This window comes from Chryseobacterium sp. 22543 (assembly GCF_052044565.1).
GTDB lineage: Bacteria > Bacteroidota > Bacteroidia > Flavobacteriales > Weeksellaceae > Chryseobacterium.
The window spans coordinates 944,723-970,873 of sequence record NZ_JBQENH010000002.1 but is presented as its reverse complement, the minus strand read 5'-3'; the positions used below and the strand labels follow the sequence as shown (position 1 = coordinate 970,873).

Annotated in this window: 17 protein-coding genes; 5 read left to right on the top strand and 12 right to left on the bottom strand. The window is 37.3% G+C overall.

From position 1 onward, the window contains the following. Positions 1-195: 195 nt before the first annotated feature. The 6 genes from ACTJIP_RS10165 to ACTJIP_RS10140 all read right to left on the bottom strand — a co-directional run bounded on the left by ACTJIP_RS10165 (position 196) and on the right by ACTJIP_RS10140 (position 10,698). A complete protein-coding gene (locus ACTJIP_RS10165; protein WP_077414450.1) occupies positions 196-1,635 on the bottom strand; it encodes a glycoside hydrolase family 30 protein in 1,440 nt (479 codons plus the stop codon). Between the two features lie 39 nt (positions 1,636-1,674). Next, entirely contained in the window at positions 1,675-2,484 is an 810-nt protein-coding gene (locus ACTJIP_RS10160; RefSeq protein ID WP_440704519.1) for a glycoside hydrolase family 16 protein, read from the bottom strand. A gap of 73 nt (positions 2,485-2,557) precedes the next feature. After that, positions 2,558-4,780, bottom strand: coding sequence for a glycoside hydrolase family 3 N-terminal domain-containing protein (locus tag ACTJIP_RS10155; RefSeq protein WP_440704518.1), 2,223 nt, complete (start codon positions 4,778-4,780; stop codon positions 2,558-2,560). A 9-nt stretch (positions 4,781-4,789) separates the two neighbouring features. Beyond that, complete coding sequence (locus ACTJIP_RS10150) at positions 4,790-6,211, bottom strand: glycoside hydrolase family 30 protein (RefSeq protein ID WP_440704517.1); 1,422 nt, start codon at positions 6,209-6,211, stop codon at positions 4,790-4,792. A gap of 3 nt (positions 6,212-6,214) precedes the next feature. Then, entirely contained in the window at positions 6,215-7,765 is a 1,551-nt protein-coding gene (locus tag ACTJIP_RS10145) for a RagB/SusD family nutrient uptake outer membrane protein (RefSeq protein WP_219072569.1), read from the bottom strand. An 11-nt stretch (positions 7,766-7,776) separates the two neighbouring features. Further along, positions 7,777-10,698, bottom strand: coding sequence for a SusC/RagA family TonB-linked outer membrane protein (locus ACTJIP_RS10140; RefSeq protein WP_219072568.1), 2,922 nt, complete (start codon positions 10,696-10,698; stop codon positions 7,777-7,779). Positions 10,699-10,874: 176 nt separating this feature from the next. Between ACTJIP_RS10140 and ACTJIP_RS10135 the strand changes: the two genes are divergently transcribed. From ACTJIP_RS10135 to ACTJIP_RS10120, 4 genes are all read left to right on the top strand, one after another. Beyond that, positions 10,875-12,059, top strand: coding sequence for an MFS transporter (locus ACTJIP_RS10135; RefSeq protein WP_257468891.1), 1,185 nt, complete (start codon positions 10,875-10,877; stop codon positions 12,057-12,059). 16 nt (positions 12,060-12,075) lie between these two features. Continuing rightward, positions 12,076-12,864, top strand: coding sequence for an NUDIX hydrolase (locus ACTJIP_RS10130; protein WP_052184596.1), 789 nt, complete (start codon positions 12,076-12,078; stop codon positions 12,862-12,864). A gap of 128 nt (positions 12,865-12,992) precedes the next feature. Continuing rightward, positions 12,993-14,171 carry an acyl-CoA dehydrogenase family protein gene (locus tag ACTJIP_RS10125; RefSeq protein ID WP_077414460.1) on the top strand — a complete coding sequence of 393 codons (1,179 nt, stop codon included), beginning with the start codon at positions 12,993-12,995 and terminating at the stop codon, positions 14,169-14,171. A 158-nt stretch (positions 14,172-14,329) separates the two neighbouring features. Further along, entirely contained in the window at positions 14,330-16,288 is a 1,959-nt protein-coding gene (locus ACTJIP_RS10120) for a T9SS type A sorting domain-containing protein (protein ID WP_440704516.1), read from the top strand. A 133-nt stretch (positions 16,289-16,421) separates the two neighbouring features. Here ACTJIP_RS10120 and ACTJIP_RS10115 read toward each other — a convergent pair whose 3' ends face one another. The 6 genes from ACTJIP_RS10115 to ACTJIP_RS10090 all read right to left on the bottom strand — a co-directional run bounded on the left by ACTJIP_RS10115 (position 16,422) and on the right by ACTJIP_RS10090 (position 24,725). Beyond that, positions 16,422-18,785 carry a patatin-like phospholipase family protein gene (locus ACTJIP_RS10115; protein ID WP_180565712.1) on the bottom strand — a complete coding sequence of 788 codons (2,364 nt, stop codon included), beginning with the start codon at positions 18,783-18,785 and terminating at the stop codon, positions 16,422-16,424. Between the two features lie 182 nt (positions 18,786-18,967). Then, positions 18,968-21,655 carry a PD-(D/E)XK nuclease family protein gene (locus ACTJIP_RS10110; RefSeq protein ID WP_440704515.1) on the bottom strand — a complete coding sequence of 896 codons (2,688 nt, stop codon included), beginning with the start codon at positions 21,653-21,655 and terminating at the stop codon, positions 18,968-18,970. After that, entirely contained in the window at positions 21,652-22,188 is a 537-nt protein-coding gene (locus ACTJIP_RS10105) for a DUF922 domain-containing protein (protein ID WP_077414469.1), read from the bottom strand. The genes ACTJIP_RS10110 and ACTJIP_RS10105 overlap by 4 nt, the downstream gene beginning before the upstream one ends. After that, the gene (locus tag ACTJIP_RS10100) at positions 22,188-22,592 is read right to left on the bottom strand and encodes a hypothetical protein (RefSeq protein WP_428168170.1); all 405 of its coding nucleotides are present in this window, start codon (positions 22,590-22,592) and stop codon (positions 22,188-22,190) included. The genes ACTJIP_RS10105 and ACTJIP_RS10100 overlap by 1 nt, the downstream gene beginning before the upstream one ends. A gap of 62 nt (positions 22,593-22,654) precedes the next feature. Continuing rightward, complete coding sequence (rsmG, locus tag ACTJIP_RS10095) at positions 22,655-23,290, bottom strand: 16S rRNA (guanine(527)-N(7))-methyltransferase RsmG (protein ID WP_428168169.1); 636 nt, start codon at positions 23,288-23,290, stop codon at positions 22,655-22,657. Between the two features lie 97 nt (positions 23,291-23,387). After that, positions 23,388-24,725: a M20/M25/M40 family metallo-hydrolase gene (locus tag ACTJIP_RS10090; protein ID WP_440704514.1), complete on the bottom strand. Its 1,338-nt coding sequence runs from the start codon at positions 24,723-24,725 to the stop codon at positions 23,388-23,390. Positions 24,726-24,954: 229 nt separating this feature from the next. On the opposite strand from ACTJIP_RS10090, the gene ACTJIP_RS10085 reads away from it, so the two are divergent. Beyond that, a complete protein-coding gene (locus ACTJIP_RS10085; protein WP_077414477.1) occupies positions 24,955-26,148 on the top strand; it encodes a pyridoxal phosphate-dependent aminotransferase in 1,194 nt (397 codons plus the stop codon). Positions 26,149-26,151 lie beyond the last annotated feature (3 nt).

Sequence of the window (26,151 nt, the reverse complement as noted above, 5' to 3'; positions counted from 1 at the left end):
AAGAAAACCCATGAATCTGTTTCATGGGTTTTCTTTTTTTACTACCTGAAACCTCATCCATTCATTTGGAACAACTATAAAAGGCTTTTCAAATAGAAAACTTCAGTGATCAAATTGAATGAATAATTAATATAAAATAAACCCGGCGGCCTCTTCGAGGCCGCCGGGTCTGTCAAAAATAATATTAATATGATATTATAAAATTACGGTCTGTATAGAGTGTGCAGGAGCATTAAGTTTGGCAGCCATTCCTTCAATCCATAGATTGGTTTCAATATCATTGTCTGAATCATTCATAATTACAGTTACCAGCTGTCCGTTTTCGTTCATAAAGGCAGAAGACGTCAGCGCAGCCCTGTTTGAAGAACTTCCTATTCTCTGGGCATTTGGTTTGATATATTTTGAAACATGTCCTATATAATAGTATTCATAGGTATAGAACACCTCTCCTGTTTTGGTATCTGCAATAATCGGGGCAAAGCAGAAATTTCCTTTATGATTAGGTCCTCCGGTTTCATCCAACAGAATATTCCAGTCGGTCCATAGTGCATTCCCTTTGTTGAAATCATTCAGCATATTTTTGCTGTACAATTCTCCCAGACTTACATCATAAATCTTATCCATACTGAACTGTTCTTTACATCCTTCCGTGAAGGCCAGAAATTTATCAGGAAAAGCTCTGTGAGTTTCTGCTAAATTGTCAAAGAGCTGCGTTTTATTGTTCCATGTTTCATACCAGTGATAGCCGATACCATGAGCATATTTTGAAGTTTCCGGATCACTTAGCGTAGTGGTTGCTCTTTGATAAATAAGGTCTCTGTTGTGATCCCAGATCATTACTTTTTTATCTTTATATCCGTTTTTCCAAAGTGTTGGCCCAAGATTCTTTTTCAGGAATTCTCCTTCTTCTTCAGCAGTATAGATACATGATTCCCAGCTTTGGGTAGCCATCGGCTCGTTTTGAACCGTCAGTCCCCAGATATTAATTCCTCTTTTTTCGTATTCTTTGATAAATTTGATATAATAATCTGCCCACGTTTGGTAGTATTCATTTTCTAATCTTCCGCCTTTATACAAACTTTTATTTGATTTCATCCAGGCTGGAGGACTCCATGGGGAGAAATAGAACGTAAAATTATTCCCGATCGCTTTCTGAGCTTCTTTTATCATCGGAATTTTATACTTCTCATCATGAGCAACGTTAAACGTTTTCAGGGAAGTGTCATTATCCTCTACATAAGTGTAAGAATCACTGGAGAAGTCACAGGAGTTCATATTGGTACGAACAACAGTATATCCCAATCCGTTCTTCCCAAAATAAGCGTCAAGAATTTCCTTTTGCTTATTCTTTGGCATTTTATAAAAAGTTTCTGCTGACGCATCTGTAATAGCACCACCAATTCCTATCAGTTTCTGGTATTTAAAATTTGGGGCCACAAAAATACAGGCTTCTGTTTCTTTGGGTTGTCCAAATTGTTCAAATTTAACGGCTCCTTTATCCACCATCTTCTCATCCGCTTTCGAGTTGGTAAGGATCACCTTAGCTGTTTTTCCTGCATTCTTTTTCCAATAATTCTGTGCATTGACATTGATGACAACGCCTACTACAAAACAACTTACAATTAGTTTTCTCATGATTTTCTTCTGTTTTTGGACCTTTTGTCCTCATTTTCATTATTTATTCTGATAGACTCTTACGTAGTCTATGTAATACTTTTGTGGAAAAATAGAGTCATCAATTCCCTTCTGACCTCCCCACATTCCCCCTACTGCAAGGTTTAAAATGATATAGTAAGGTCTGTCAAAAGGCCATGCCTCATTATTTTTTTCCATATTCTCATAGGTGAAAAATTTCTGATCATCTATGTAAACATCAATTTTTTCCGGGGTCCAGTCTGCTTTATAGACATGAAACTTTTCGCTGACATCTTTTACAAACAGAGTATCTGTTTTCTGTGTTCCCATGATATGATTGTACTTTTTAGTATGAACAGATGCATGTATAAATCCCTGGTTATACCCAACATGTTCCATGATATCCAGTTCACCATCATCAGGCCACTTCTTCATATTTTCGCTCATCATCCAGATTGCCGGCCATGTTCCGCGACCTTTGGGAAGTTTTGCCCGGACTTCTACTGTTCCATATTGAAAAGCGAATTTCCCTTTGGTTAAAAGTCTGGCGGAAGTATATTTATTGGTTTCCCAATTTTCTTTTCTAGCTTCAATGATGAGGTTTCCTTTTTCCATTCTGGCATTTTCAAGCCTGTTTTTGGTATAAAACTGAGCTTCCTCATTTCCAAAACCGCCTCCACCTACATCATAATTCCATTTTAATGAATCCGGAAGACCTTTCCCATTGAATTCATCATTCCAGATCAGGGTTCTGTGAGCATCAGATTTGTGCGAGGCACAGTTTAAAGCAAAGAAAAACGAAGTCCCTGCTGCACCTATTGTGATGATATTTTTAACTTTCAAATTCATTTTTATTAGATTTTAGCTAAAGCTATTTTCTGACTTCTTTATTAAGCGGGCTAAAGCCCGCTTCTATTGAATTTTACTTTGTCCAGTTAATTCTTTTGGTCTGTACATTTTGAGAATTGGTTCCGATCATAATATCGAATTCTCCACTTTCCCAGTCAAAATTCAGATTGTCATCAAAAAACTTCAGGTCTTGCGGTGTCAGCTTAAACTCTACCTTTTTACTTTCTCCTTTTTTGATAAGTACTTTCTGGAAACCTTTCAGTTCCTTCACAGGTCTTACCACTTTACCGAAAAGATCTCTGATATAAAGCTGTACCACCTCTTCACCATCATATTTCCCTGTATTGGAAACGGTAACGCTGATATTCAGAGTCTGATTTCCTGTAAGGCTTGCAGAACTTAAAACCATGTCAGAATATTTAAAATCTGCATAGCTTAAGCCATATCCAAACGGATATTTCGGATCATTATCAAGATCTATATAGGCTGAAACATAGTTTCTGTCTGTATTATTTTTTGCAGGCCTACCCGTATTATAATGATTGTAATACACAGGAATCTGCCCTTCAGTTCTCGGAAAGCTCATCGGAAGTTTCCCACCAGGATTCACAGTACCGAATAAAACGTCTGCAATAGAGTTTCCGGCTTCAGTTCCCAGCCACCATGTGTACACGATTGTCGGAATATGATCTGCTGCCCAGTTGAAAATCAAAGGCCTTCCGGCGTTAATCATCAGAATGATTGGCTTGCCTGTTTTGGCAATTTCTTTCAATAAATCTTCCTGAACTCCTGTAAACCCAATATTACTTCTGCTTTTTGCTTCTCCACTCATCGCATGTCCTTCTCCCAATGTCATAATCACTACATCCGCTTTCTTTGCCGTTTCTACAGCTTCTGCAAACTGGGTTCTGTCCTGATCATCGACATTACAGCCTTTTGCATAAAGTAAAGTGGAATTTTTATCCAGTTGATTTTTAATTCCGTCAAATTGTGAAACGATTCTTTGGTTATCATCTTTAAAAGCAATAGACCAGAACCCATGATTTGCCACTGTTTCTTTACCAAAAGGGCCAATCAGAGCAACTGTTTTCGTAGTTTTTGAAAGGGGAAGAATATTTCCCTGGTTTTTAAGAAGAACAATACTTTTTGAACCAAATTCTCTTCCGAATTTTCTGTTCTCCTGATTATCGGTCTGTTCTTTCTGTCTCTTTTCATTGCTGAACCGGTAAGGATCATCAAAAAGACCCATTTCAAATTTTTTGGTTAAAATTCTTCCTGTTGCATCATCTATCAGTTTGGGGTCTACTTTTCCTTCTTTCACCAGTTTTGGAAGTTCTGCCATATAGACACGGCTTTCCATATCCATATCACTTCCACCTTGTATTGCTTTTTCAGCCGCTTCATTAGCATCTTTGGCATAACCGTGAGGAACCATTTCCCCGATGCTTCCCCAGTCTGAAACCACAAAACCTTTATAGTTCCATTTTCCTTTTAAAAGGTCTCTTTGAATATATTTGTTGGCTGTCGCCGGAATTCCGTTGATGTCATTGAAAGAGTTCATAAAAGTAGCTACTCCTGCTTCAGCAGCAGCTTTAAACGGAGGAAGGTACGTTTCATTCAGCTGTCTGAGGCTCATATCTACAGAATTGTAATCTCTTCCACCTACCGCTGCACCGTATGCTGCAAAATGTTTTGCACAGGCCATCACGGCATCAAGACTTCCCAAACCTCTGCCCTGAAATCCTTTGATCCTTGCCAATCCTATTTTTGTTCCCAGGTAAGTATCTTCTCCGGAACCTTCCATTACTCTTCCCCATCTCGGATCTCTGGCAATATCCACCATTGGAGCAAACGTCCAGTGAATCCCATATGCCGCCGCTTCTGTTGCAGCAATTCTTTCCGATTTTTCTATCATTCCCATATCCCAGCTTGCCGCCTGCCCCAGATTTACAGGAAATGTGGTACGGTATCCGTGGATAACGTCCTGCCCAAACAGCAAAGGAATTTTAAGCCTAGACTGCATCGCCAGTTTCTGAAATGATCTGGTTTCTTCTGATCCTGCCACATTCAGCATAGAACCCACTTTACCTTTTTTAATTTCTTCCAAAACGGCTGCCGAATTAGATTTCTGAGGTCCTGTAGCATATTCAAACCCACTGTACTGTACCATTTGCCCTACTTTTTCCTCAAGGGTCATTTTAGACAGCAATTCTGCTACTTTCTGATCAATTGTTTTCTGTCCGTATGCATTCATTCCCAATGCGGAAAATGCCAGTAAGAAATAAGCTCTTTTCATAGTATCAAATTAAAAAATATAGGTTGCTGTAGAACGTCCTGAAATTGTTACAGCAGCGGTTTTCCCGGCAAATTTAATATTAAAATTATCATCTGAAGGGTTATCGTTCTGCACAATTAAAACTATTTTCCCAAATTGAGTCTTAAAAGCAGCAGTGGAAAGTTTATCTGTCTGTGTGGAAGCGATACGCTGTGATCCTGCCGGAACAAATTTCGAAGCGTGAGCAATTATATAATAGGAAACATTTCTTGTGAAATTCTCGCTGTCAGACACGGTAACTGCTCCTTTACATTCTGTACAACCGCCTGGTGTATGCGGAGCATATTCCGGATCGTTAGCAAGATTCCATTCCAAAGCGATTTTACTCCAGTTTCTCATGGAGCCGATAATTACATTTTTTGTGTGCCAGTTCAGATCTTCGGTAAAAGTTCCTTTTGATCCGGTCCACTGTTCGGTAAAGTATAGATTTTTATCAGGGAAAGCATTATGCACAGTACTTAGAGCCGAAATCTCTCCTTCATACAAATGAAAAGCGGATCCGTCTATATACTTGTTCGCCTCGGCGTCCTTTAAAATATCAATGGCATATTCAGGTTTGTTGCAATTGTGATCGTAGACAACAATTTTCGTAGTAATTCCATTGGCTTTAAAAACCGGTCCGAGATGGTTCTTAATAAAATCTCCCTGCTTTTCAGACGGCATATACAAACTCGGATTATTTCCCGGGTGTAAAGGTTCATTCTGAGGGGTTACTGCATCGATGGTAATGCCCTCTTTTTTCATGCCCTGGATGTATTTTACAAAATATTGGGCATATGTTCCATAGAATTCAGGTTTCAAACTTCCTCCTTTTGACTGGCCATTGTCTTTCATCCAAACCGGAGGTGACCATGGCGCAGCAATGATTTTAACAGAAGGATTGATTGCTAAAATCTCTTTTAACGTAGCAATCAGATTTTTATCTTTTTCCAAACTGAAATTTGAAAGAGAAGGATCAGTCTGTCCTTCCGGCAGATCATCATATGAAAATACTTTACCATCAAGATCGGAAGCTCCTATACTTAACCTTAAATAGCTGATGGAAATTGAGTTTTTATCATTTCCAAAAAGTTCGTTAAGCAGTGCTTTTCTTTTGGAAGATGACAATCGGTTGATTACCTCAACACTTCCCCCTGTTAATGTATATCCAAAGCCATCAACATATTGAAACTTTTGAGAATCATCAATTTCAATATTCTGAAAACTGTTGGAAGTATTTACAAATTTAACAGAAGTCTGCTGCTGTAACTTTACACTTTCATCACCTTTTGTAAGCCAGTACTGTACTTCATTTCCTTTATTGGATACAACTGTACACGACAAAGAAAAAAGGGCCACACCACTAAGTAGTGCGGCACCTCTAAAGAAACTATATAAGTTGTGAAACTTCATATTTTAGTAACCAGGATTTTGTTTTAAAACTGTATTCGGCAATTCATTGAACGGAATTGGAAGAATTTCATTTTTATTGGCTTTAAATCCTTTGAAGGCAAGCTTAGAAGGAGCATCTCCCCATCTTACGAGGTCAAACCATCTGTGCCCTTCTCCTGCAAGCTCTCTTCTTCTCTCATCTTTTATGGCCTGTAAAGAAACCGGAACCGATGCTAATCCAACTCTTAATCTTACCGCATCTAATAAAGCCTGAGCTCTTGCTCCTGCACCTCCTAAAGCTTCTGCCTCCATCAGGTAAGTATCTGCTAATCTTATTGCAATATAATTCTGACGGAAATTCAGTTCTGCTGGTCCAGGAAGTGAACTTTTTAAAGCATTCGTAGGTAAGTATTTATTTAAGAAATATCCTGTATCAGCAAACGCTGGGCTGTAAGTAATTTTACCATCTGCTACCAGTTTTTTTGCATTAAAAACGGTTACATCCAGTCTTGGATCTCCCTGCATGAAAGTAACAAAATTCTCTGTTACGGTATTAAATGCCCAGCCTGAATAGATATCAGGTGCATCATTATTCGGGATATTTTTTAGTGAATAAGAACGAGGCCCTACCATTACGTTGATAGAGTTCCCTTCATCTTTACCCTGCCCCCAGAATCCCCAATCGGAGTTTCCTTTATTGGTATGCATTACTTCAAGGATAGATTCTGTTGAAAACTTATAAGGATCCGATAATTCAGGACCTACTTTAAATAAGTCTGCATAATTGGCTACCAGTTTATATCCATACTGGCTAGTTCCTCCAGGAGTACCATTTACCTCAGCGAACTGTGCTGCTGCTTGAGGCATTTTTTTATCATAAAGATAAATTTTACCTAAAATAGCTCTTGCTGTTCCCTGTGTGATCCTTCCTTTATCATTCCCACTTGATACCATCATCAGATCTGGAATAGCAGCATTGATATCGCTTTCTATCTGAGTATAAACATCATTAGGATTAGCCTGTGGAATATTCCAATAATTATCATCAAACTTTACGGATTTAAGGATCAAAGGAATATTTCCAAACATTCTTAACAATTCGAAATAATATAATGAACGAAGAACTTTTGCTTCTGCGATATATCTTTTCTTAATATCATCACCCATATTAGCACTCGGAACTCTTTCTATTAAAAGGTTAGCACGTGCAATTCCCTGATAATAGTCTCTCCAGTAACTGGCTGGCATTGTATTCGGGTTAATCATATAGTTATTTAACCCCTGAATTCCTGCTCCATCATTAGAGTTTCCTCCTCCTGAATAAAAATCATCAGACCCTGCATTAAAGAAAGTAACTGAATTCTCGAATCCGCCTGAATATTTTCTCAAAAGATCATATACTGAAACCAGAGCACTGAAAGACTGCTGCTCATTCTGGAAATACAAATCAGTATTAAAAGATCCTGAATTCTGTACATCATCCAGATAGGAATCACTACAACCCATATTGGTAAAACTCAGACCTGTCAGGAATGCAACGGCAAGTCCTTTATATATAAAATTCTTATTTTTCATTTTGTTAATCATTAAAATTGAATATTAGCACCTATCAGGAATGTTCTTGCCTGTGGATAGTAAGCTCTGTCTACACCAATAATATCCTGTTCGGAATTATTTCTTCCTGCAATTTCAGGGTCGTAACCGGTATATTTTGTGAAAGTAACAAGGTTCTCTCCAGTGATGTACAGTCTTACTTTGCTCATTCCGAAACGTTCGGTAACATCCTTAGGAATAGTATAGCCTAACTGAACAATTTTCAAACGGACATAATCACCTTTCTGAAGATAATAATTTGACATCCATGAATAGTTATGGTTAGGGTCATTACGTGTAATTCTAGGATTATCGTTGGTAGAGCCTTCACCCGTCCATCTGTCTAAGATTCTTGTCTGATAGTTGGCATCAAGCATATCCAATCTTCTCAAACCCTGGAAAATCTTGTTACCAGCCTGTCCTTGAGCGAACATCATTAAATCAAAATTCTTATAATTAAGATTTACTGTAAGTCCGAAAGTATATTTCGGGATAGAGCTTCCTAAGTTTACTTTATCTTCATCATCAATTTTACCATCACCGTTGTTATCCTGCCAGATAAAGTCTCCCGGTTTTGCATCAGGTAGTAATTTTACTCCATTTGCATTTACATAGTTATCAATTTGTGCCTGATTTTGGAATACACCACTATAAGTCTGTCCGTAAAATGATCCATAGGGCTGTCCTACTGCTACTCTGGAAACTGCTCCCATTGTTTGGAAAGAAGCAAGGTTAAAATATTTAATGTCATCTTCCAATCTAAGAACCTCATTCTTTATCGTAGCGAAGTTACCATTAACTGAAATTCCGAAATCTTCCCAGTTCTTTTTATATCCTAACTCAAGCTCCAGACCAGTATTCTGCATATCTCCTACGTTTGACCAAGGTAAATTCGGAACTCCTACATAGCCAGGTATATTGATCTGTCTAAGGATATCTGTTGTTTTCTTTTTGTACCAGTCGGCAGTAAGAGTGAAATTATTGAATAATTTTAAATCAGCAGCAATATTGAGCTGACTGGTCTGCTCCCATTTCAAGTTTGGATTTTCCAATGTACTTGGTGCATATCCAATAATGATATTATTTCCAGAGTTAGTATAGTTACTTCCTGAAACCATGAAGCTTGCAAATCTGAAGTTATCCATTTCATCATTTCCTAATACTCCGTAACCTCCTCTTAGTTTTAAGTTATTAATTACTCTGTTCTCCGGCCAGAAGTTTTCCTTATGAACATTCCATCCCAAGGACATAGACGGGAAAGTTCCCCAATGCTGATTGGTCGCAAATTTTGAAGAACCATCTCTACGAATCGTTCCGGTGAATAAATATTTGTCCGCATAATCATAAATGATTCTACCAAAATAAGATGCTTTACGGGTCTGAATTCCATCCCATCCTGTTGCAGTAATATTATCCTGCGGAATATTAAAGTTGAAAGAAGCATCCTGCCAGTTATCAATAGGTAGGTTACTATATGTCAAACTAGCCCCGCCAGCAATGTTGTATCGGTAAACTCCCTGTCCAATCATAATGTTGATATTATGATCCCCAAACTTATTCTGATAGGTCAAAGTATTTTCCATACTCCACTCAAATTTATTTTCATCCACCTTATTCAGACTGTTGAAGCTGGTATTGTTATAGTTTGGACTTAAATAATATTTCGGGGTAAAAGAACGGCTTCCCCAATAGGATTTCTTACCGTTCAGGCTGGTTTTAAATGTAAAGTGATCCAGAAACTTAAGCTCGGCAAAAACATTTCCTACGAAATCATCAGACCAGCTATAATTTCCCTGTTGTATATGGCGGAAAGCCTGCGGATTGGTCATTTCCTGATTTACATATCTTGAAATTCCATAGGGACGGCCTTCAGAATCACGGATGATATAAGGGTTGGTATAGCCGCTTGGGTCTACCATAGACCAATCTGTTACAACAACCGGAGTGGTAGGATCCAGGTTAACTGCTGAAGCCAGAGGCCCTCCAAATTCTTCATTTGCACTTACTCCTTGTGACTTCACATGGGTATAGGCAAAGGTTTGTCCTATCGTCAGATAATCTGTAACTTTATGGGTTGAGTTGAATCTCGCATTGATTCTTTTGTAATAAGAGATATCGCTCAATACAATACCGGACTGATCAAAATATCCGAACGATGTATAGTATGTTGATTTTTCATTACCTCCTGTAATGCTTACTTCATGAGAAGATTTTTCACCTGTTCCGAAAATGGCATCCTGCCAGTTGGTTCCTTTTCCAAGTGATTCCGGATTAGTAAATCTAGGAGTTCCTCCATCATTTACAAAACCCTCATTGATAATTTTAGCATACTGCGTAGCATCCAGAAGGTCCAGTTTTTTAGAAGCGTTTGAAAAACCATAGAATCCATTGTAAGAAAGGGTAAGTTTTCCTTTTTTCCCTTTTTTAGTAGTAACCAATATTACTCCTTTTGCAGCAGAAACTCCGTAGATTGCAGATGAAGCTCCATCTTTTAAGACTTCGATACTTTCTATATCAGACTGATTGAGCCATCCAATATTATCTACAACAATACCGTCTACCACCCATAAAGGGCTGTTACTTCCTGCCCCAAAACTGGTAATACCCCTTACACGTACAGTGGCAGCAGCTCCAGGCTGTCCGGAATTGGTCACTACAGAAACTCCGGCTGCTCTTCCCTGTAATACCTGTTCCGGTTTACCAGATGGAATATTTTCAATATCGCTGGCTTTAATACTCGCTATAGCACCTGTCACATTACTCTTTTTCTGAGTACCGTAACCAATCACTACAACTTCGTCTATTTTGTTTTCTTTAGCAATTGTGTCCTTCGCCTTGGTGGTCTGGGCACTGAAGTTGGCCGTAAAATAGAGGACGGCAACCACTCCTACGCTTCGTGATATTCTTACATTCATATACAGTTATTGTTTAATTCTCAAATTGAGACAATAAAAATATATTTTTTTTCAATTAATTAACATTCTATTCATAAATATTTTAATTTTTCTTTTATTTTTCAGGGTTAGAAGCCCTATCTTCGCATCAATATTTCATAAAATTTCACAAAAAAACAATAAAGAAGTCTCCCAAAATGATCATCAAGCTTTCTAAAATTTCTCTTCCGTTAAAACTTACCTTTCTTATTTTTTCAATGGTTTTGAACTGTATGGGGCTTATTATTCTGCAGTTGGCCGAAGAGAAAATCACTTACGGAGAATTGGGTTTTTTAGAATCATTTAAAGATCTGCCCATCGCTTTTATTTCTCTTTTTGCAGTGGGTTTTATCAACAAAACCGGAACAAAAAAAGCATTGATTTCGGCTTTAATAATTGTTGGCTTTTGTTCTTGTCTGCTGCCATTTATAGAAGTTTTCTGGTTTTTCAAATTATGGTTTGCCATCATCGGTGCCTGTTTTGCGATTGGTAAAATCTGTGTTTTTGGAATTATAAGGAACAATATTTCGGATGAAAAGTCGCTGGCAAAGACTATGAACAGTGTAGAAGCTTCTTTCATGATCGGAATTTTTGTAGTGAATACCTGCTTTGGATGGGTAGTATCAAGTGAATATTCTGAATATTGGAAATTTTGCTTTTTATTAATCGCTTTCTTATCTGCATTAACAATATTCCTTTTATCAAAAATTACAATTTCTGAGGCCAAACCATTGGAAAATAAAAGTATATTCTCTGAACTTTCAGGGTTTGTAACTCCTTCTATAATGCTATTCCTTGGGGTTATATTTTTTATTGTTTTTATAGAACAGGGATTCAACTCATGGCTTCCGTCTTTTTATAAGAATCATTTGAAAGTCAATTCATTTTTTGCCCTTCAGGCCACGTCTTTTCTGGCAGTATTTTCTTATGCAGGAAGAACAATAACAGCCAACATTATCCGAAGATTTTCATTGCCGGGTTACTATCTTTCATGCATGGCTTTTATTATTTCTTTATTGATCATTATTGTAGGTGTACAGTATTTTGATTCAGCAGATTCAAAGATTATTCTCTTCTTATTTCCGGTGATCGGTTTATTTTTGTCGCCACTCTACCCTGTCATCAATTCAAAAATGATTGCACAGATGGATAAGGAAAAAGTAAACTTATTCACTTCTCTTATTGTTATATTTTCCTCACTGGGTAGCTCTGTAAGCTCGATTATCATGGCTGTTCTGTTTGAAAAACAATTATTAAATTTTTATCCGTTATATATCTTATCTTTCGTAATTCTTCTTTTTGTGACTAGTTTGGTATTTTTTAATGTTTCAAAAAGAAAATAGTTTTATTTTTACAGCCATGAAAATCAAAGACACAAAAAGTAAAGAAACACTTCGGGAACTTATCGATACCAAAGATTTTGTTGCCCATATATCTGTTGACTGTACTATATTCGGCTTTCATAATAATATTTTGAAAGTCCTTCTTTTAAAGTATCATGATCTTGATCTATGGTCACTTCCAGGTGGTTTTGTTTTCAATGATGAAGATTTAAGGGAAGCTGCAGCAAGGGTTTTATTTGAAAGAACACATCTTAAAGATATATTTCTGAAACAGTTTCATACGTTTGGAAGGATAGACCGTACAGAAAATAATGTTCATCAGATTCTTCTTAACAATAAAGGAATTGAGGTACCGGAAGATCACTGGATTTTTCAAAGATTCATTACAGTAGGTTATTGCAGCCTTATTGATTTTTCAATGGCCAATACTTTCCCTGATGCCTTCAACGAAAGCTGTGAATGGTTTGAGGTAAGCAATTTGCCCAAGATGGCTTTCGATCATGATAGGATCATAGAAACAGGGTTAGAATACCTGCGAATGAATATCAATACAGAGGTGGCGGCCAGCAATCTGCTTCCTGAGAAGTTTACGATGAAAGATCTTCAGTCTCTTTACGAAACCATTTTAGGCCAAAAATTCAGAAGGAATAATTTCCAGCGTAAAATTTTAAGTTTAAATATTCTTGACAGACTGGAAAAATTGTATGATGGCTCAGCCAATAAAGCTCCTTACCTGTATAAATTTAAAAGTAAGGTTCACAATTCTACCAATCAGTATCCTATATCCAATGATGAGGAGGCTTAAAACACAGAATTTATTTTATAAACAAATAAAAAGAGCATTATCTGTCTGAAAACCAAACTTAAGATAAGTTTTCAAAAAAATTTTCAAGACACCACGAAAAATGTTACTTTTAACCAAATCAAAAAATCATGTCATATTATCCTCTTACAAGCATCCCTGATTATTATGGAATTGATGCTTTACTTACTGAAGAACACAAACTAATCCGCCAATCTGTAAGAGACTGGGTTGAAAGTTTTGTAATGCCGCAGATTGATCAGGCCGCTCAAAATCATACCGATATACCTAATCTTATGAGAGAATTAGGGAAAATCGGAGCACTGGGACCTTATATCCCGGTTGAGTATGGCGGTTCAGGATTAGACCAGATTTCTTATGGTCTGATTATGCAGGAGTTGGAAAGAGGAGATTCTGCAGTACGTTCTGCAGCTTCGGTTCAGAGTTCTTTGGTGATGTTTCCTATCAATGAATTCGGTTCTGAGGAACAGAAAATGAAATATCTTCCTAAGCTTGCTGCCGGAGAAATGATCGGATCTTTTGGATTGACAGAACCTAATCATGGTTCAGACCCAAGTTCTATGGAAACTTATTTTAAAGATATGGGAGATCATTATCTTTTGAATGGAGCTAAAATGTGGATCACGAACTCTCCTCTATGCGATATCGCTGTGGTATGGGCAAAAAATGAAGAAGGAAAAGTACAGGGATTGATCGTTGAAAGAGGAATGGAAGGATTTACTACGCCTGAAACTCACAATAAATGGAGTTTAAGAGCTTCAAAAACCGGAGAATTGGTATTCAATGACGTAAAAGTTCCAAAAGAAAACCTTCTTCCCGGAGTAACAGGACTGAAAGGACCTTTATCTTGTCTGAACTCTGCACGATATGGAATTTCTTGGGGAGTAATTGGTGCTGCTATTGACTGCCACTGTACTGCTGTTCAGTATTCTAAAGAAAGAAAACAGTTTGGAAAACCAATCGGTTCTTACCAGCTTCAACAGAAAAAACTGGCTGAATTCTTAACAGAGATCACAAAAGCTCAGTTATTATGTCTTCAGTTAGGAAATCTTAAAAATGCTCACAAAGCAACTCCGGCTCAGATTTCTATGGCGAAACGTAATAACGTTAATATGGCTATTGAAATTGCGAGAGAATCCAGACAGATCCTTGGTGGTATGGGAATCATGGGTGAATTCCCAATGATGAGACATGCTGCAAACCTGGAATCTGTGATCACTTACGAAGGAACGCATGATGTTCACTTACTGATCACCGGATTAGACATTACGGGAATCAACGCTTTCTAAAAAAGACAATATATATAAAAAGAGTCTGGCCGTCGGTCAGACTCTTTTATTTTACTCACATTTCAGAGAATTGATATTCAATGAATAATTGTTGATGTCGTAATATTTTCATTAATTTATTAAAGTTATTATCTTAATACCAAAGAAAATGCATCAATATGAGAAAAATTACAACTTTTTTACTGGGCCTTACTGCCTCATTCTACTTTGCACAGCAGGCTGGAGACGTCGTAAGTGCGGAACAGAAACTGGATTTAACCCCACAGGAAGTCATCAATTTCATCGCCAATAATCTCGGTGATCAGGATGCTCCGGAATTTGCCGGCTACCTGAACAGTTTTAATGTAGGACTAAAGGGGTACAAGATCACTTATTACACCAAAAACGAAAATAATGTTCTTGTGAAAGCTACGGGGCTTCTTATGTATCCTAGTGTACCTTTCAAACTTTCAACAGTGGTATCAGATCATGGAACAACAGACAGTAGAAATAATGTTCCGTCTAATTTTAAGGGAGCATTGACAGCAGGATTTGTTGTTGAATTGTCTTATGTACTCAATGGCTATATTTTAATGGCTCCTGATTATGTAGGGATGGGAACCGGAGACGGAGTTCACCCTTATGTAGATTATGCCACTGAAGCAGGTGCCACCATTGATTTCATCACTGCTGCCAATAAAGTACTGGGTCAATTAGGTGTTAAACGGTATGATGAATACTTTTTAGCCGGATATTCACAGGGTGCTCATGCTGCGATGTCTACTTTAAAAAGATTAAGCATTTCGAATCCCAATAATATCAAATTCAAATATGCATATATGGGCGACGGACCGTATGATTTCTCCGGAGTTACTTTAAATAAAGGAGTTCTGGAAAAAGATATTTATCCGTTTACCTCATTCCTGGCCAATGTTCTCAATACCTGCAACAGTACAGGATATAAAACATATAATAACGACATTTCAGAAGTTATTTCTGCAGAATATCTTGATAAATACAATTACCACGTTGTTCAGGATAACGGCGGGCTTTTATGGGGTCCGGTGATATGGAGAAAACTCTTTACGACAAGCTTCGTGAATGATGTTACCAATAACCCCAATAACAAGCTAAGACAGTGCATGAAACCGAAGGATGTATACGACTGGTACAACAAAACACCTATGACATTAGGTCATTCTACTGTTGATTTAGCGATTCCGCCTGAAAATACTTCTAAAACCATTGATGTTCAGCGTGGATATTATGCATGGTGGGATCTGAATAAATACAAACTGGATTCTTTTTATTGGGGACCACTAGGACATGTTGGAGGAATTCTTCCATTCACTCTAGCTTCCAATGCCAAATTCAATACATTGAGAAGCGGCGGACTTCTTAATGAATGGGCGATTGCAGGGTCTATTTTCGGGAAGCAGTCAGCAGAGAAAACGAATGAAAAGCCTGCTCCTTTTTCTTCACAAATACAACCGGATTTGGGCAACATGCAGCTGGTTGAAATCACAGATTTTAATAAAGAAAAAATTCACAGCAGGACAGCTAATGACCGTAGTCTATCAACTTTAAAAGACGGAGTTTATCTGTTGAAAGTATCGGAAAACAACGAGAATAAAATAATTCCGTACATCAAAAACACTCCTAAAGAAGTTACTGAAAATGAAATCGTACAGTCTGCGAACTCATCAGTTTTGCAATTAAAAGTTGATCTGGATGAACTTACTGCTGTAAACGTTTTTGATGAAAATAAAACAATGATCAAAAGTATTTCTCAAAAACAATATCGCGAAGCCGGAGGAATCAATGTGCAGGATCTCGAAAATAAAAACTATACTTTTGAAGTGGTAACTCCGTATTACAATCTTCAGTTCAATAAAGCAATTGGAGGTACCCAATCTTCTGAGAACAGTACTGATATTTTCACTCAAAAACAGCAAATTGTTGCAAAATCCGCCAATGATATTAAAAACATCAGTATTTATAGTATTTCCGGAGCTCTGATCATTCAGCAGGAAGTCAATAAGCCATTATTTGAATCCAGAAATTTAGAATCCGGTGTGTATCTGGTACAAATCACCCTTTCTAATGGAAAAGTTATTAATAAAAAAGTAAAACTGTAGAATCAATCACTCTTCTATATCTCATTTCAAGTTAATTTTTGGCACTTCAGCAATGAAGTGCTTTTTTATATCAATAATTATAATAAATGGTCTTACTTAAATTAATAGCTTAAGTAACAGATTCTCCTGATACTTAAAACTTAAAACCAACGCTGAAATATATTCTTGAAAAATCAAGCTGGCTGTTTCTGGAGACATTTAAACTGATAGGACCTATGAGAGATTCATACCCAAGATTCACTCCATATCCAAACATATCGAAACTATCATTAAAAGGAGACAGCTCTTCACTCACCTTACCATAGCTGAACGATGGGGTAAGATAAAGCTTTTTCATGATCCTGTACTGAAGTGATATTGCTGTTTTAGCAACCGAGGTCATAGGAAGTTCTTTCTGACGAAGACCATTGAATTCAGGACTTAAGAGATCATAATTATATTCACTTCCTCCAAGATTATATTTCTGATTCAGGAAAAGGTAGGGAACCTGATCATCCTTCCCTGATCCAAAACTTGCTCCCAAAAATACATTTGCTTTCACAGTCAGTCTTCTTGTGATTGGATAGAAAAAATTCTCATTTAAAGTGAATGACACGAGGTTTTTAGGCTCGTAATAATAAGATTCTTTTGGGTTAAGTATCAGATAAAGAAGTGGCTGTACTGTGTTCAGATCATAAAGCTTATACTGATCTCCATAATAAAATCTTGTACTCACCTGAAGATGATTCCCTTTTGTAGTAAAATATCTTTTATTGAGATTATTCTGTTCAAATTTCAGGAAAGTGTTGAAATTGCTGTGGTTATATAATTTCTTACTATAATTATCCACTTTTGCCTGATCCACTTTATCCAGTAAGCTGTACATTCTTTCTGTGCTGAACTCTGTTCCCAGTGACAGGTAAGCATTTGGATTGATGTTATAGTTCAGCGCAATCTTTCCGGTTATATTCCGGTACATATGGTTAGGAAAACGGTCGCTCCCGTCTTCGCTTACATCATACAATCTGAAGTTCAGGTCATTACTTTTAAGATTAACCATCTTAGCCTCCAGATCCAGCCACAAACGCTCTCCGCTGTCAAGGAACTGCTGATAAGCCAGTTTAGCCTTAAAACGTTCAGAAATATCTACGGTTGCTAAAAATCGAGATCTGTTCAGAAGAATATTCCTGTAAGTATAATTAACAATAATTCCTACTGATTGTTCCGTATCATAGTGCAGAGCCAGTTTAAAAGCTCCTTTTTTTGCTCTTTTCACAAAAACATTCATTACAAGACCATCATTTTCATTCGTGTAGGTATAATACACCTTTACATACTGACGCATTCCAAATACTCTGTCTATTGCTTCATTTACAGTTTTTGCATCGTAATACTTTCCTTCTGTCAGCCCCATTTGCTTCTTAAGCACCTCAATTTCTGCCGCATCATTAATAGGAGTTCCGTCTTCTTCGTTAAAAGTAAATTTTGTAGTAGGCAGTTTCACCTCTTCAATCATCTGATGTTCATATTGAATTCCTGCCTTTCGCTGAGCTTCTGCCAGGGCTACAAACTCAGGAAGATGCTTTCTCGCTTCCACCTCTCCAATTTTGATGATCCTCCTGAATTTAGCAAAATCTTTCGTTGTAATCTCACCCAATGGATCCACAAAGTCTACCAATACATTAGACAGCTCCTTTTGATGTTTAAAATCCTCTACCGAACGGATGGCATGGGTCTGATAAATCATCTTCATCGGATTTTCAATTTCTTTCTTGGTAAAAAGCCTGAAGCCTGTATAGCCTCCGATCACAAAATCCGCACCCATCTCCCGAACCTCATTGGCTGGATAATTACGATCCAATCCACCGTCAACCAAAAGTTTTCCGTCAATATAAACAGGTGCAAAAGCTGCAGGAATTGCCAATGTAGCACGAATAGCAAGCGGTAAAGAACCTTGTTTCTGCATGATCAGACCACCATTTTCAATATCGGAAGAAGTAAGCTGAACAGGAATCTTCAGTTTGCTGAAATCATTGATATGTTTTGCATTGAAAGTAAGTGTATTAAGAACTTCTCCCATATACTGCCCTTCAATATATGAGCTAGGAAGAGTCGGAAATCCTTTGACTACAGGAAACTCGAGGATATATTTGTCATACTCGTCTTTTTCACTGATATTGACTTTGCTGTAAGGAATTTTATTGCTCAGAATCCTGTTCCAGTCCATTTTATAGATCGTATGCTTCAGCTGATCCGCATTATACCCCATTGCATACAAACCTCCTAAAATCCCTCCCATACTGGTTCCTGTAATATAATCTACTTTGATTCCCAATGAGTCAATCATCTTCAGAATTCCAATGTGTGCAAAACCTTTTGCACCACCGCCACTGAGCGCAAGGCCAAATTTAGTGTCTTTGGTCACATTCTGAAGAGCAATATTCAGGGAATCATTCTTTTGCTGAGACTTGATAATAAGAGAGAAAGCTATGGCAAAAAATATCAGGATCTTTTTCATTGGTGATTCTTGGTGTATCCGATTGAAACTTTAAAAGTAATAAGGAGTAAAGATACACAAAAAAGCCACCTGCTTTACGGCCGTTTTTATGAAGTAAGCAAATGTATTTCTATCTATTATTTAAAATCAATAACAAACTGATTTTCAAATACAATAAGCCAATGTATCAATATTAAATTATTTTAATATGCTTTTATTGTTTCCACAAAATTAACATCCGGATTTAGGATTTCAAGGATCAGGCTTTTGACTGACTTCATTGCATCATCAATATTTCCTTTGTCAAACTGCAGGGAAACCATTCCTTTTTTAGCATCTGCAAAGCTCCATATTCCTGTTTCGATAGGGTATCCCCAAAACTCAGGAAGATGCTGCACCACATAATGATAAATACAAAGCTGAAGTGCCTGTTTTCTTTCACTGTTATGGAAATATTCAGCTACATTATCTCCGTCAATTTTCACGCTGAGATTTTTGATCTTAGCTGTTTTATAATCGATAATTCTTAGAGTTCCGTTCAGTTTATCAATCCGGTCAATGAATCCGAAGAAAGAAATTTTATCATTTCCATCAAGAGCAAAATCAATGTTTTCAAACCTTCTTTCGATGTCAATAATCTCCAGTTTGTTTCCCTGTTTTATCAATTCAAGATCATGAGTAAGTACGTTTTCAATTACTTTTTTAGCAATTGCTTTATGAATATAATTCATCCCCTTCTCATAGAATTCCGGCTGGTGCTTCAGCTTTTCAATAGCAATATTTATATAGTAATCTATCGCTTTAACTGAATCTCTTAAATCGCTTTCCTTTAAAACCTTACCCTTCAACACTTCATACACTTCTTGAAGTGAATAATGGACCAGATTTCCGTAATTTTTCACAGAAAGTTCTTCTTCAATTTCATCTGTTTCCGAGGTATTCAAAATCTTGGATAGATAGAAATCAATCGGATTATAGAGGTAACTTGTAAGGTGGGATGCAGATACTTTTTCCTTCCATTTCTGAAGATGGTCCTGTACAATCTGCGTCTTAGAAATTTCTATAGGTTTGGTGATAATAGGCTCGGAAGAATTCTCAATAATCAGGTGTTCAATCTCATGTGAACTCTCCATTTCAATCTGTGTAATAAAACGACTCTTCTCTCCTGTATTCACTCCGGAACTTAATGCATTATAGAGCAAATGAACATTCTTAGCATCCTGAATCAGTCTGTAAAAGTGATAAGCATAAATGCTGTCATTTTCCAGGAAAGTATGAAGATCAAAGAACCTTCGGATATCAAAAGGAATATAGGTGTTCTGAGAGTTTCCAAGGGGAAGTTTTCCTTCATTCACAGAAAGCAGAATAACGTTTTCAAAATTCAGGAGACGCGTTTCCAACAATCCCATGATCTGCAGTCCTCTCAACGGTTCACCCTGAAAATCGATACTTTCAGAATTAATATGCTGGTTGATAAGAATTTCCAGCGTTTCCATTTTGATCTCAATATTGTAGGGAGTCAGCTGGTTTTTGATGATCCTGAATGCGTTTTCAAAGTGAGAAACATTCTCATACTGAATATCGTCTATTTCCAGCCATTTTACCTGCTGGCAAAACGTAATGAGCATATCTAGATAAATATTTGTCCCCTCAGCTTTTTGAAGAAGGTTAAAGTACGATAACCCACTCAGCAGTTCATGTAAAAGTTTATTAGAAATATAAACAATATTTCTCTCCTCTACTTTGGATTTAAAATCATTGATAATAAGCTCGTCCTCATCAGATTTAGGAAGTTCTTCCAGAATCGGGAAAACATCTCGGTAATAATAGGAGGATTTATTTTTTTCCAGTTGTTTCTGCAGATAAAAAAGACGTTTCACAGCGTTGGAGAAAGATAGGTTCTTCAATGGAAAACCCATCGTAATATTCAAATTATCAACACCATGCATCACATCCAGGCTTGCAGGAAGAAGGTTTTCATCCAGCAATACCACTGCTGTATTGGAATAGGTTTTATTATTGATTTCCTTAAAAATTTCCGGCAGTACTTTGGTCTGGGTCACATTCCCGGATACTTCGTATACCTTAATTTTTTTAGGTTGGTTAAAGTCGTCTTCTATCCATTGAAAAGTTCTGTTTTCATCAAATTCTTTCCAGGTTTTATGGTTTCTCAGAAACTTTCCGGCTTCCTGTCTTTCATCGTCGAAATAATAATGGTCTGCCTGAAAGAAACATTGAGCTTTATTCCATTTCAAAAGGCTTCTTACCAGCTTTTCCTCTACCGGAGTAAAAGCATTGAATCCACAAAAGACAAATTCTTCTTTGGTATTTTCAGCAAAATCAGCAATCTTAGCTTTAGCAGCCTCATGAATCATTCCGGAAGTCGCCCAGTTTTTTTCCTGTAGTCTCTCCTTCAAAACGGGGAGAAAAACATTCATATTCTGCCAGAAATTAAGGAACTTCTTTCTTGGTACATCATCATCCTCACCAAGATCCTGAGCCCATTCTTTGATCCTTTCCTCATCAAACATATACTGAAGAACCGCCTGATCACTGTCTGAAAATTTGAGAATATCATCCCAGTCCTTCTGCAGGGTAGGAAACCACTTCAAAAAGTCCGAAAAATCATCTCTGGGAATAAGATTCAGACTTCTGTACACATCGAATGAGAAAAGCCACAATGGAATTCCCTGAATCGGCTGTTGATCTGAAATTTTATTGATAAGTTCTTCTACGGTAAAAAAATTGGGAAGAAGCCCTGAATAACTATTTTCCTCCAGAATCTGTCTGATAAACACAATAGGACGTTTTCCGGGCAGAATGATATTAAACGCAGAAAGGTCCGGGTTTTGCGCTAGCAGTTCGTGAATGATCTTATTGAGGAATTTCAAGGGGCTTGATAGCTTTTTAAGTTGTCGAGTTGTTCAGAAATCATATTATTATATTCTGCCTGTTTTTCTTTATTGATCCCGTGACGGGTTTCTCTGTCATAGGCCATCTGAAAGTTTTGATAATCAACGGATATCCCGTCATAAATTGCTTTGAAATACTTGTTATAATCACCGGAAGTCCTGATTTTTTCAGCGACTGCCTTTCTGAATTTTCTCACAAATAATTCTGCAATATCAAAATGTTTTTGTTCATGAAGCAGGATATAATCATCCATTTTTTTAACATCCTTCCAGGATTTCTCTTCGTTAAATATGGTTTTGATGGTAATGGTAACCGGTGCTTTTGGATTGGAAGATTTTATAGAGGAAAACTCCCAGCCGCAATGGGTATACGCTGCTACATCAGGATTATTTTTCTTATTCACCGGACTTTTAAAATTATCCCAGGTCAGCTTTCTGCCTTCCTCCCAGATAATCTTTTGCCCGAATACCAACTCAGCGGCCAATAAGCACAATACAAAAGTCAATCTCATTATTCTACCACAATTGTTTTCGTAATCCAGTTATTTCCTCCGTTCCAGAATTTAAAAGTATAAGTTCCTTTTTTCTGCGGACTGAAGTTGATCTGATTGGCTCCTACATAACTTCCCTGCGTACAAGGTCCGTTTGTGATATATTTGTAGGAAGTCACCGTTCTTTCAAGATTAGTATTGTAAATATAATCATAGCCGTAAAAGCCATCACAATGAGAGGGATAGGTGGAATAAGTTTTTATGCTCTGTATCGCAAAAACATCCATGGTGTCATTGACAATTTTTACGCTGTCTATTTTGATCTTATCAATAGATTCAATTGTATGGTAATCGTCGTCATTACACGAAACCAGAAGCCCGCCAAACAGTAATACTGAAAATCCAATATTTAAAAGTTTTTTCATAACCTTTAGTTTTCTGATTATTAACAAATATTAGCAAAAATTATTCCTTATTTACATAAAAATCAGGAATTAAAATTACCTTTTGATACATAAACTACTTTTTTAGTATCAAAAAATTCTTCATCAAAATAGTGTTTAAGGTTGAAAATTTCACATTTAAGGCCAGCAAGTTCTTCTGCAAGATCCCCGCCTTTCAAATATAAAATTCCGTTATGTTTAGTGTTAAACTGTTCTTTTTCAAACTTTCCTTTCAGCCATCTTAAAAATTCCGGCATCTGGGTTACTGCTCTGCTGACTACAAAGTGGAATTTTTCTTTCAGTTTTTCTGCTCTTCCGTGGATCGCTGTTACATTCGTCAATCCTACACCTTCTGCTACCGCCTGTACTACACTGATTTTCTTACCGATAGAATCAATAAGCGTAAATTCTGTCTCAGGAAACAGGATCGCCAAAGGAATTCCCGGAAAACCACCTCCGGTTCCGATATCCAAAACTTTTGTTCCAGGAGCAAATTCCATCACTTTTGCAATTCCCAAAGAGTGGAGAATATGCTTTTCATACAGCGACTCCATATCTTTTCTGGAAATTACATTGATTTTTTCATTCCATTCATTATACAGATTTTCCAATTGCGAAAACTGTTCTCTCTGTCTTTCAGTAAGATCCGGGAAATATTTTAATAGTAACGATGCAGACATGTGAATTATTATAAACAGCAAAAATAAGTTTTATTTCTCTTGTATTCAAATCTACTTTTCCCGGCAGGCCTTGATCCCTGTTTTTCAACAGAGATCATCACTTTGCAATACCCGGAATTACAGGCACGTTCAGGTTTCCGGACTGGCTGATTGTCTGTACGGCAAAAATATAATTGTCTTTGGAAAGCGGAACTTTAATGGAAAGCTCTTTTGTAAATATTTTTTTCTGCCATACCGGACTGTCTGTTTCACGGGCCAGCACATAATATCCTGCCGGAGTTCCTGATTTTGGTTTTTCCCAATGCAGAGTTGTGGAATTGGTCAGTTCTTTAACATCCATTTCTACTTTTTCAGGTTTTGAAGTGGATTTCGCAAGACTGGCAAGTACCGCTATATTGGCAGCCACATTCTTTTTCAGATATTTAAAATCTATAAATTCCGGAAGGTCACCATATTGTTTATTGTTTTCTACTCTTATATCCTGATGCTGATGATCATAATTTTCATAATACTCGGTAAGTCTTACTGAAGGAAAGCCATTATTAACAAAGCTGGTATGATCTCCTCCGCGCAGAAACCTGTCATTTCTGTAGATCAGTTTTATTTCAAGTCCTTTGATGTACTGTTCTGTAATTTCTTTGATATATCTTGCCAGCTGTCTGGATTCGCTGTCATTTTCAAAACCCAGATTTCTGATCGTCATTGCCTTTTTGTCCAAATCTTTATACGGCAGACCTTCACTAAATACACGGAGTATGCGGGTATTGACTTCTCCTGTTTCTCCAACTTCAGAATTGCCAATCATATCATTGTTCAGAACGGCTTCCAACTGTAAATTTTCTCTCTTAATTTTTTCAGCCAATTGTTTAGATCCCAAAAGTGATTGCTCTTCTCCTGAAAACGCCACAAAGATAATGGAGGCCGGAAATGAAGATCTGCTTAATATCCTTGCAGATTCTATAACGGCGCTTGCTCCACTGCCATCATCATTGGCTCCGGGTGCTTTGGAAGTTCTGTTCATCACATCTGTCACCCTGGAGTCAAGGTGCCCGCCGATCAGAAATATTCTTTTGTCATCAGGATCCGTACCTTTCAGAAAAGCAACAGCATTTCCAAGATTGACTGCTTTATCAATTCGCTTTCCATCCGGCTGAAGATCTTCCTGCTGAAGGTATACTTCCATTCTGCCTCCGGAGTTTTTTGCATATTCATTGAATTTTTTAATAACCCAGTTTCTTGCTGCTCCTATTCCATGCTTTGGATCATCCAGCGTGCTTAAAGTATGTCTTGTTTCAAAACTCACCAGCTTACCGATGTATGACTTCAATGAGTCTTCACTCACTTGCGAGACATATTTTTTCACTTCCTCATCTTTTGAATGTTTCTGAGAGAAAACAGTGCAGGAAATCAGCAGCAGAAAAACGAAATATTTCATAGGATCAATCTTAGATTGTTAAAGATACAAAACCATAGGGCTACTATATAGTTTTTTATTTTAATGAAGTTCATTATGGGTTAATATCTGCCAAACCGTGAAAAAGATGCAATGATTCTCAAACAGGTTAAATTTGGTTAAAACCTGACAAAAATCTTCTAACCAAACCCACTTTTATTATCCCTGAAAGGCGTTTTTATTATATATTTGTTAAAATTCAAAAAAATACATGGATAAACTTTCAGATAGAGTAAAAAGATTAGGATACTCACAGACATTTGTAATGTCTAACAAAGCCAGAGAAATGAAAGCCAGCGGAATAGACGTGATCAGCTTAACTCTTGGTGAACCGGATTTTGATGTTCCGGACAATATCAAACAGGCCGCTTTTGATGCCATCAACCAAAACTACAGCCACTACTCTCCTGTACCCGGATTTCTGGAACTGCGAGAGGCTATTGCTCATAAATTAAAAAGAGATAACAACCTGGAATACAAACCCACCCAGATCTGTGTTTCAAATGGCGCCAAACAAGCTATTATAAATGTTCTTGCCTCCATTATCAATGATGGGGATGAAGTTCTTCTTCCAGCTCCATATTGGGTAAGCTATGATGAAATGGTAAAAATGATGGGTGGAGCTTCCGTAATGCTTCCTACCTCTTATTTAACGGACTTTAAAGTAACAGCAGAACAGCTTGAAGGGGCTATTACAGAGAAAACCAAAGCGGTACTTTTCAGTTCTCCATGTAATCCATCAGGTGGCTATTACACTTATGACGAATTAAAATCCATTGCAAAAGTTATCGCCAAATACCCTCAGATAACGATAATTTCTGATGAGATTTACGAGTATATCAATTACGAAACAAAAACGACTTCTATTGCACAGTTTCCTGAAGTATATGAACAGACAGCGGTGATCAACGGAATGTCAAAAGCATTCGCAATGACAGGATGGAGAATCGGTTATTCTGCCTGTCCGGAATGGCTGGCAAAAGCGTGTGAAAAAGTACAGGGACAGATGACCAGCGGAGCCAACACCATGGCACAGAGAGCTTCTATCACCGCATTGAAAACAGATCCTTCTGAATATAAATACATGATTGATGCTTTCAAAGAAAGAAGAGATCTTGTGTATGAACTGATCAAAGAAATTCCAGGATTTAAAGTATTGCTTCCTAAAGCAGCATTCTATTTCTTCCCGGACATTTCGCATTATATCGGAAAAAACCTGAACGGAACTGAAATTAAGGACTCTGACGATTTTGCAATGTTCCTACTGGAAAATGCTCATGTAGGCTGTGTCGGCGGATTCTCTTTCGGAAGTCCGGAATGTATCAGATTCTCTTACGCTGCATCTGAAGAAGATTTGAGAGAAGCAATGAAGCGAATCAAAAATTTATTGGAGCAATTCAACTAACAA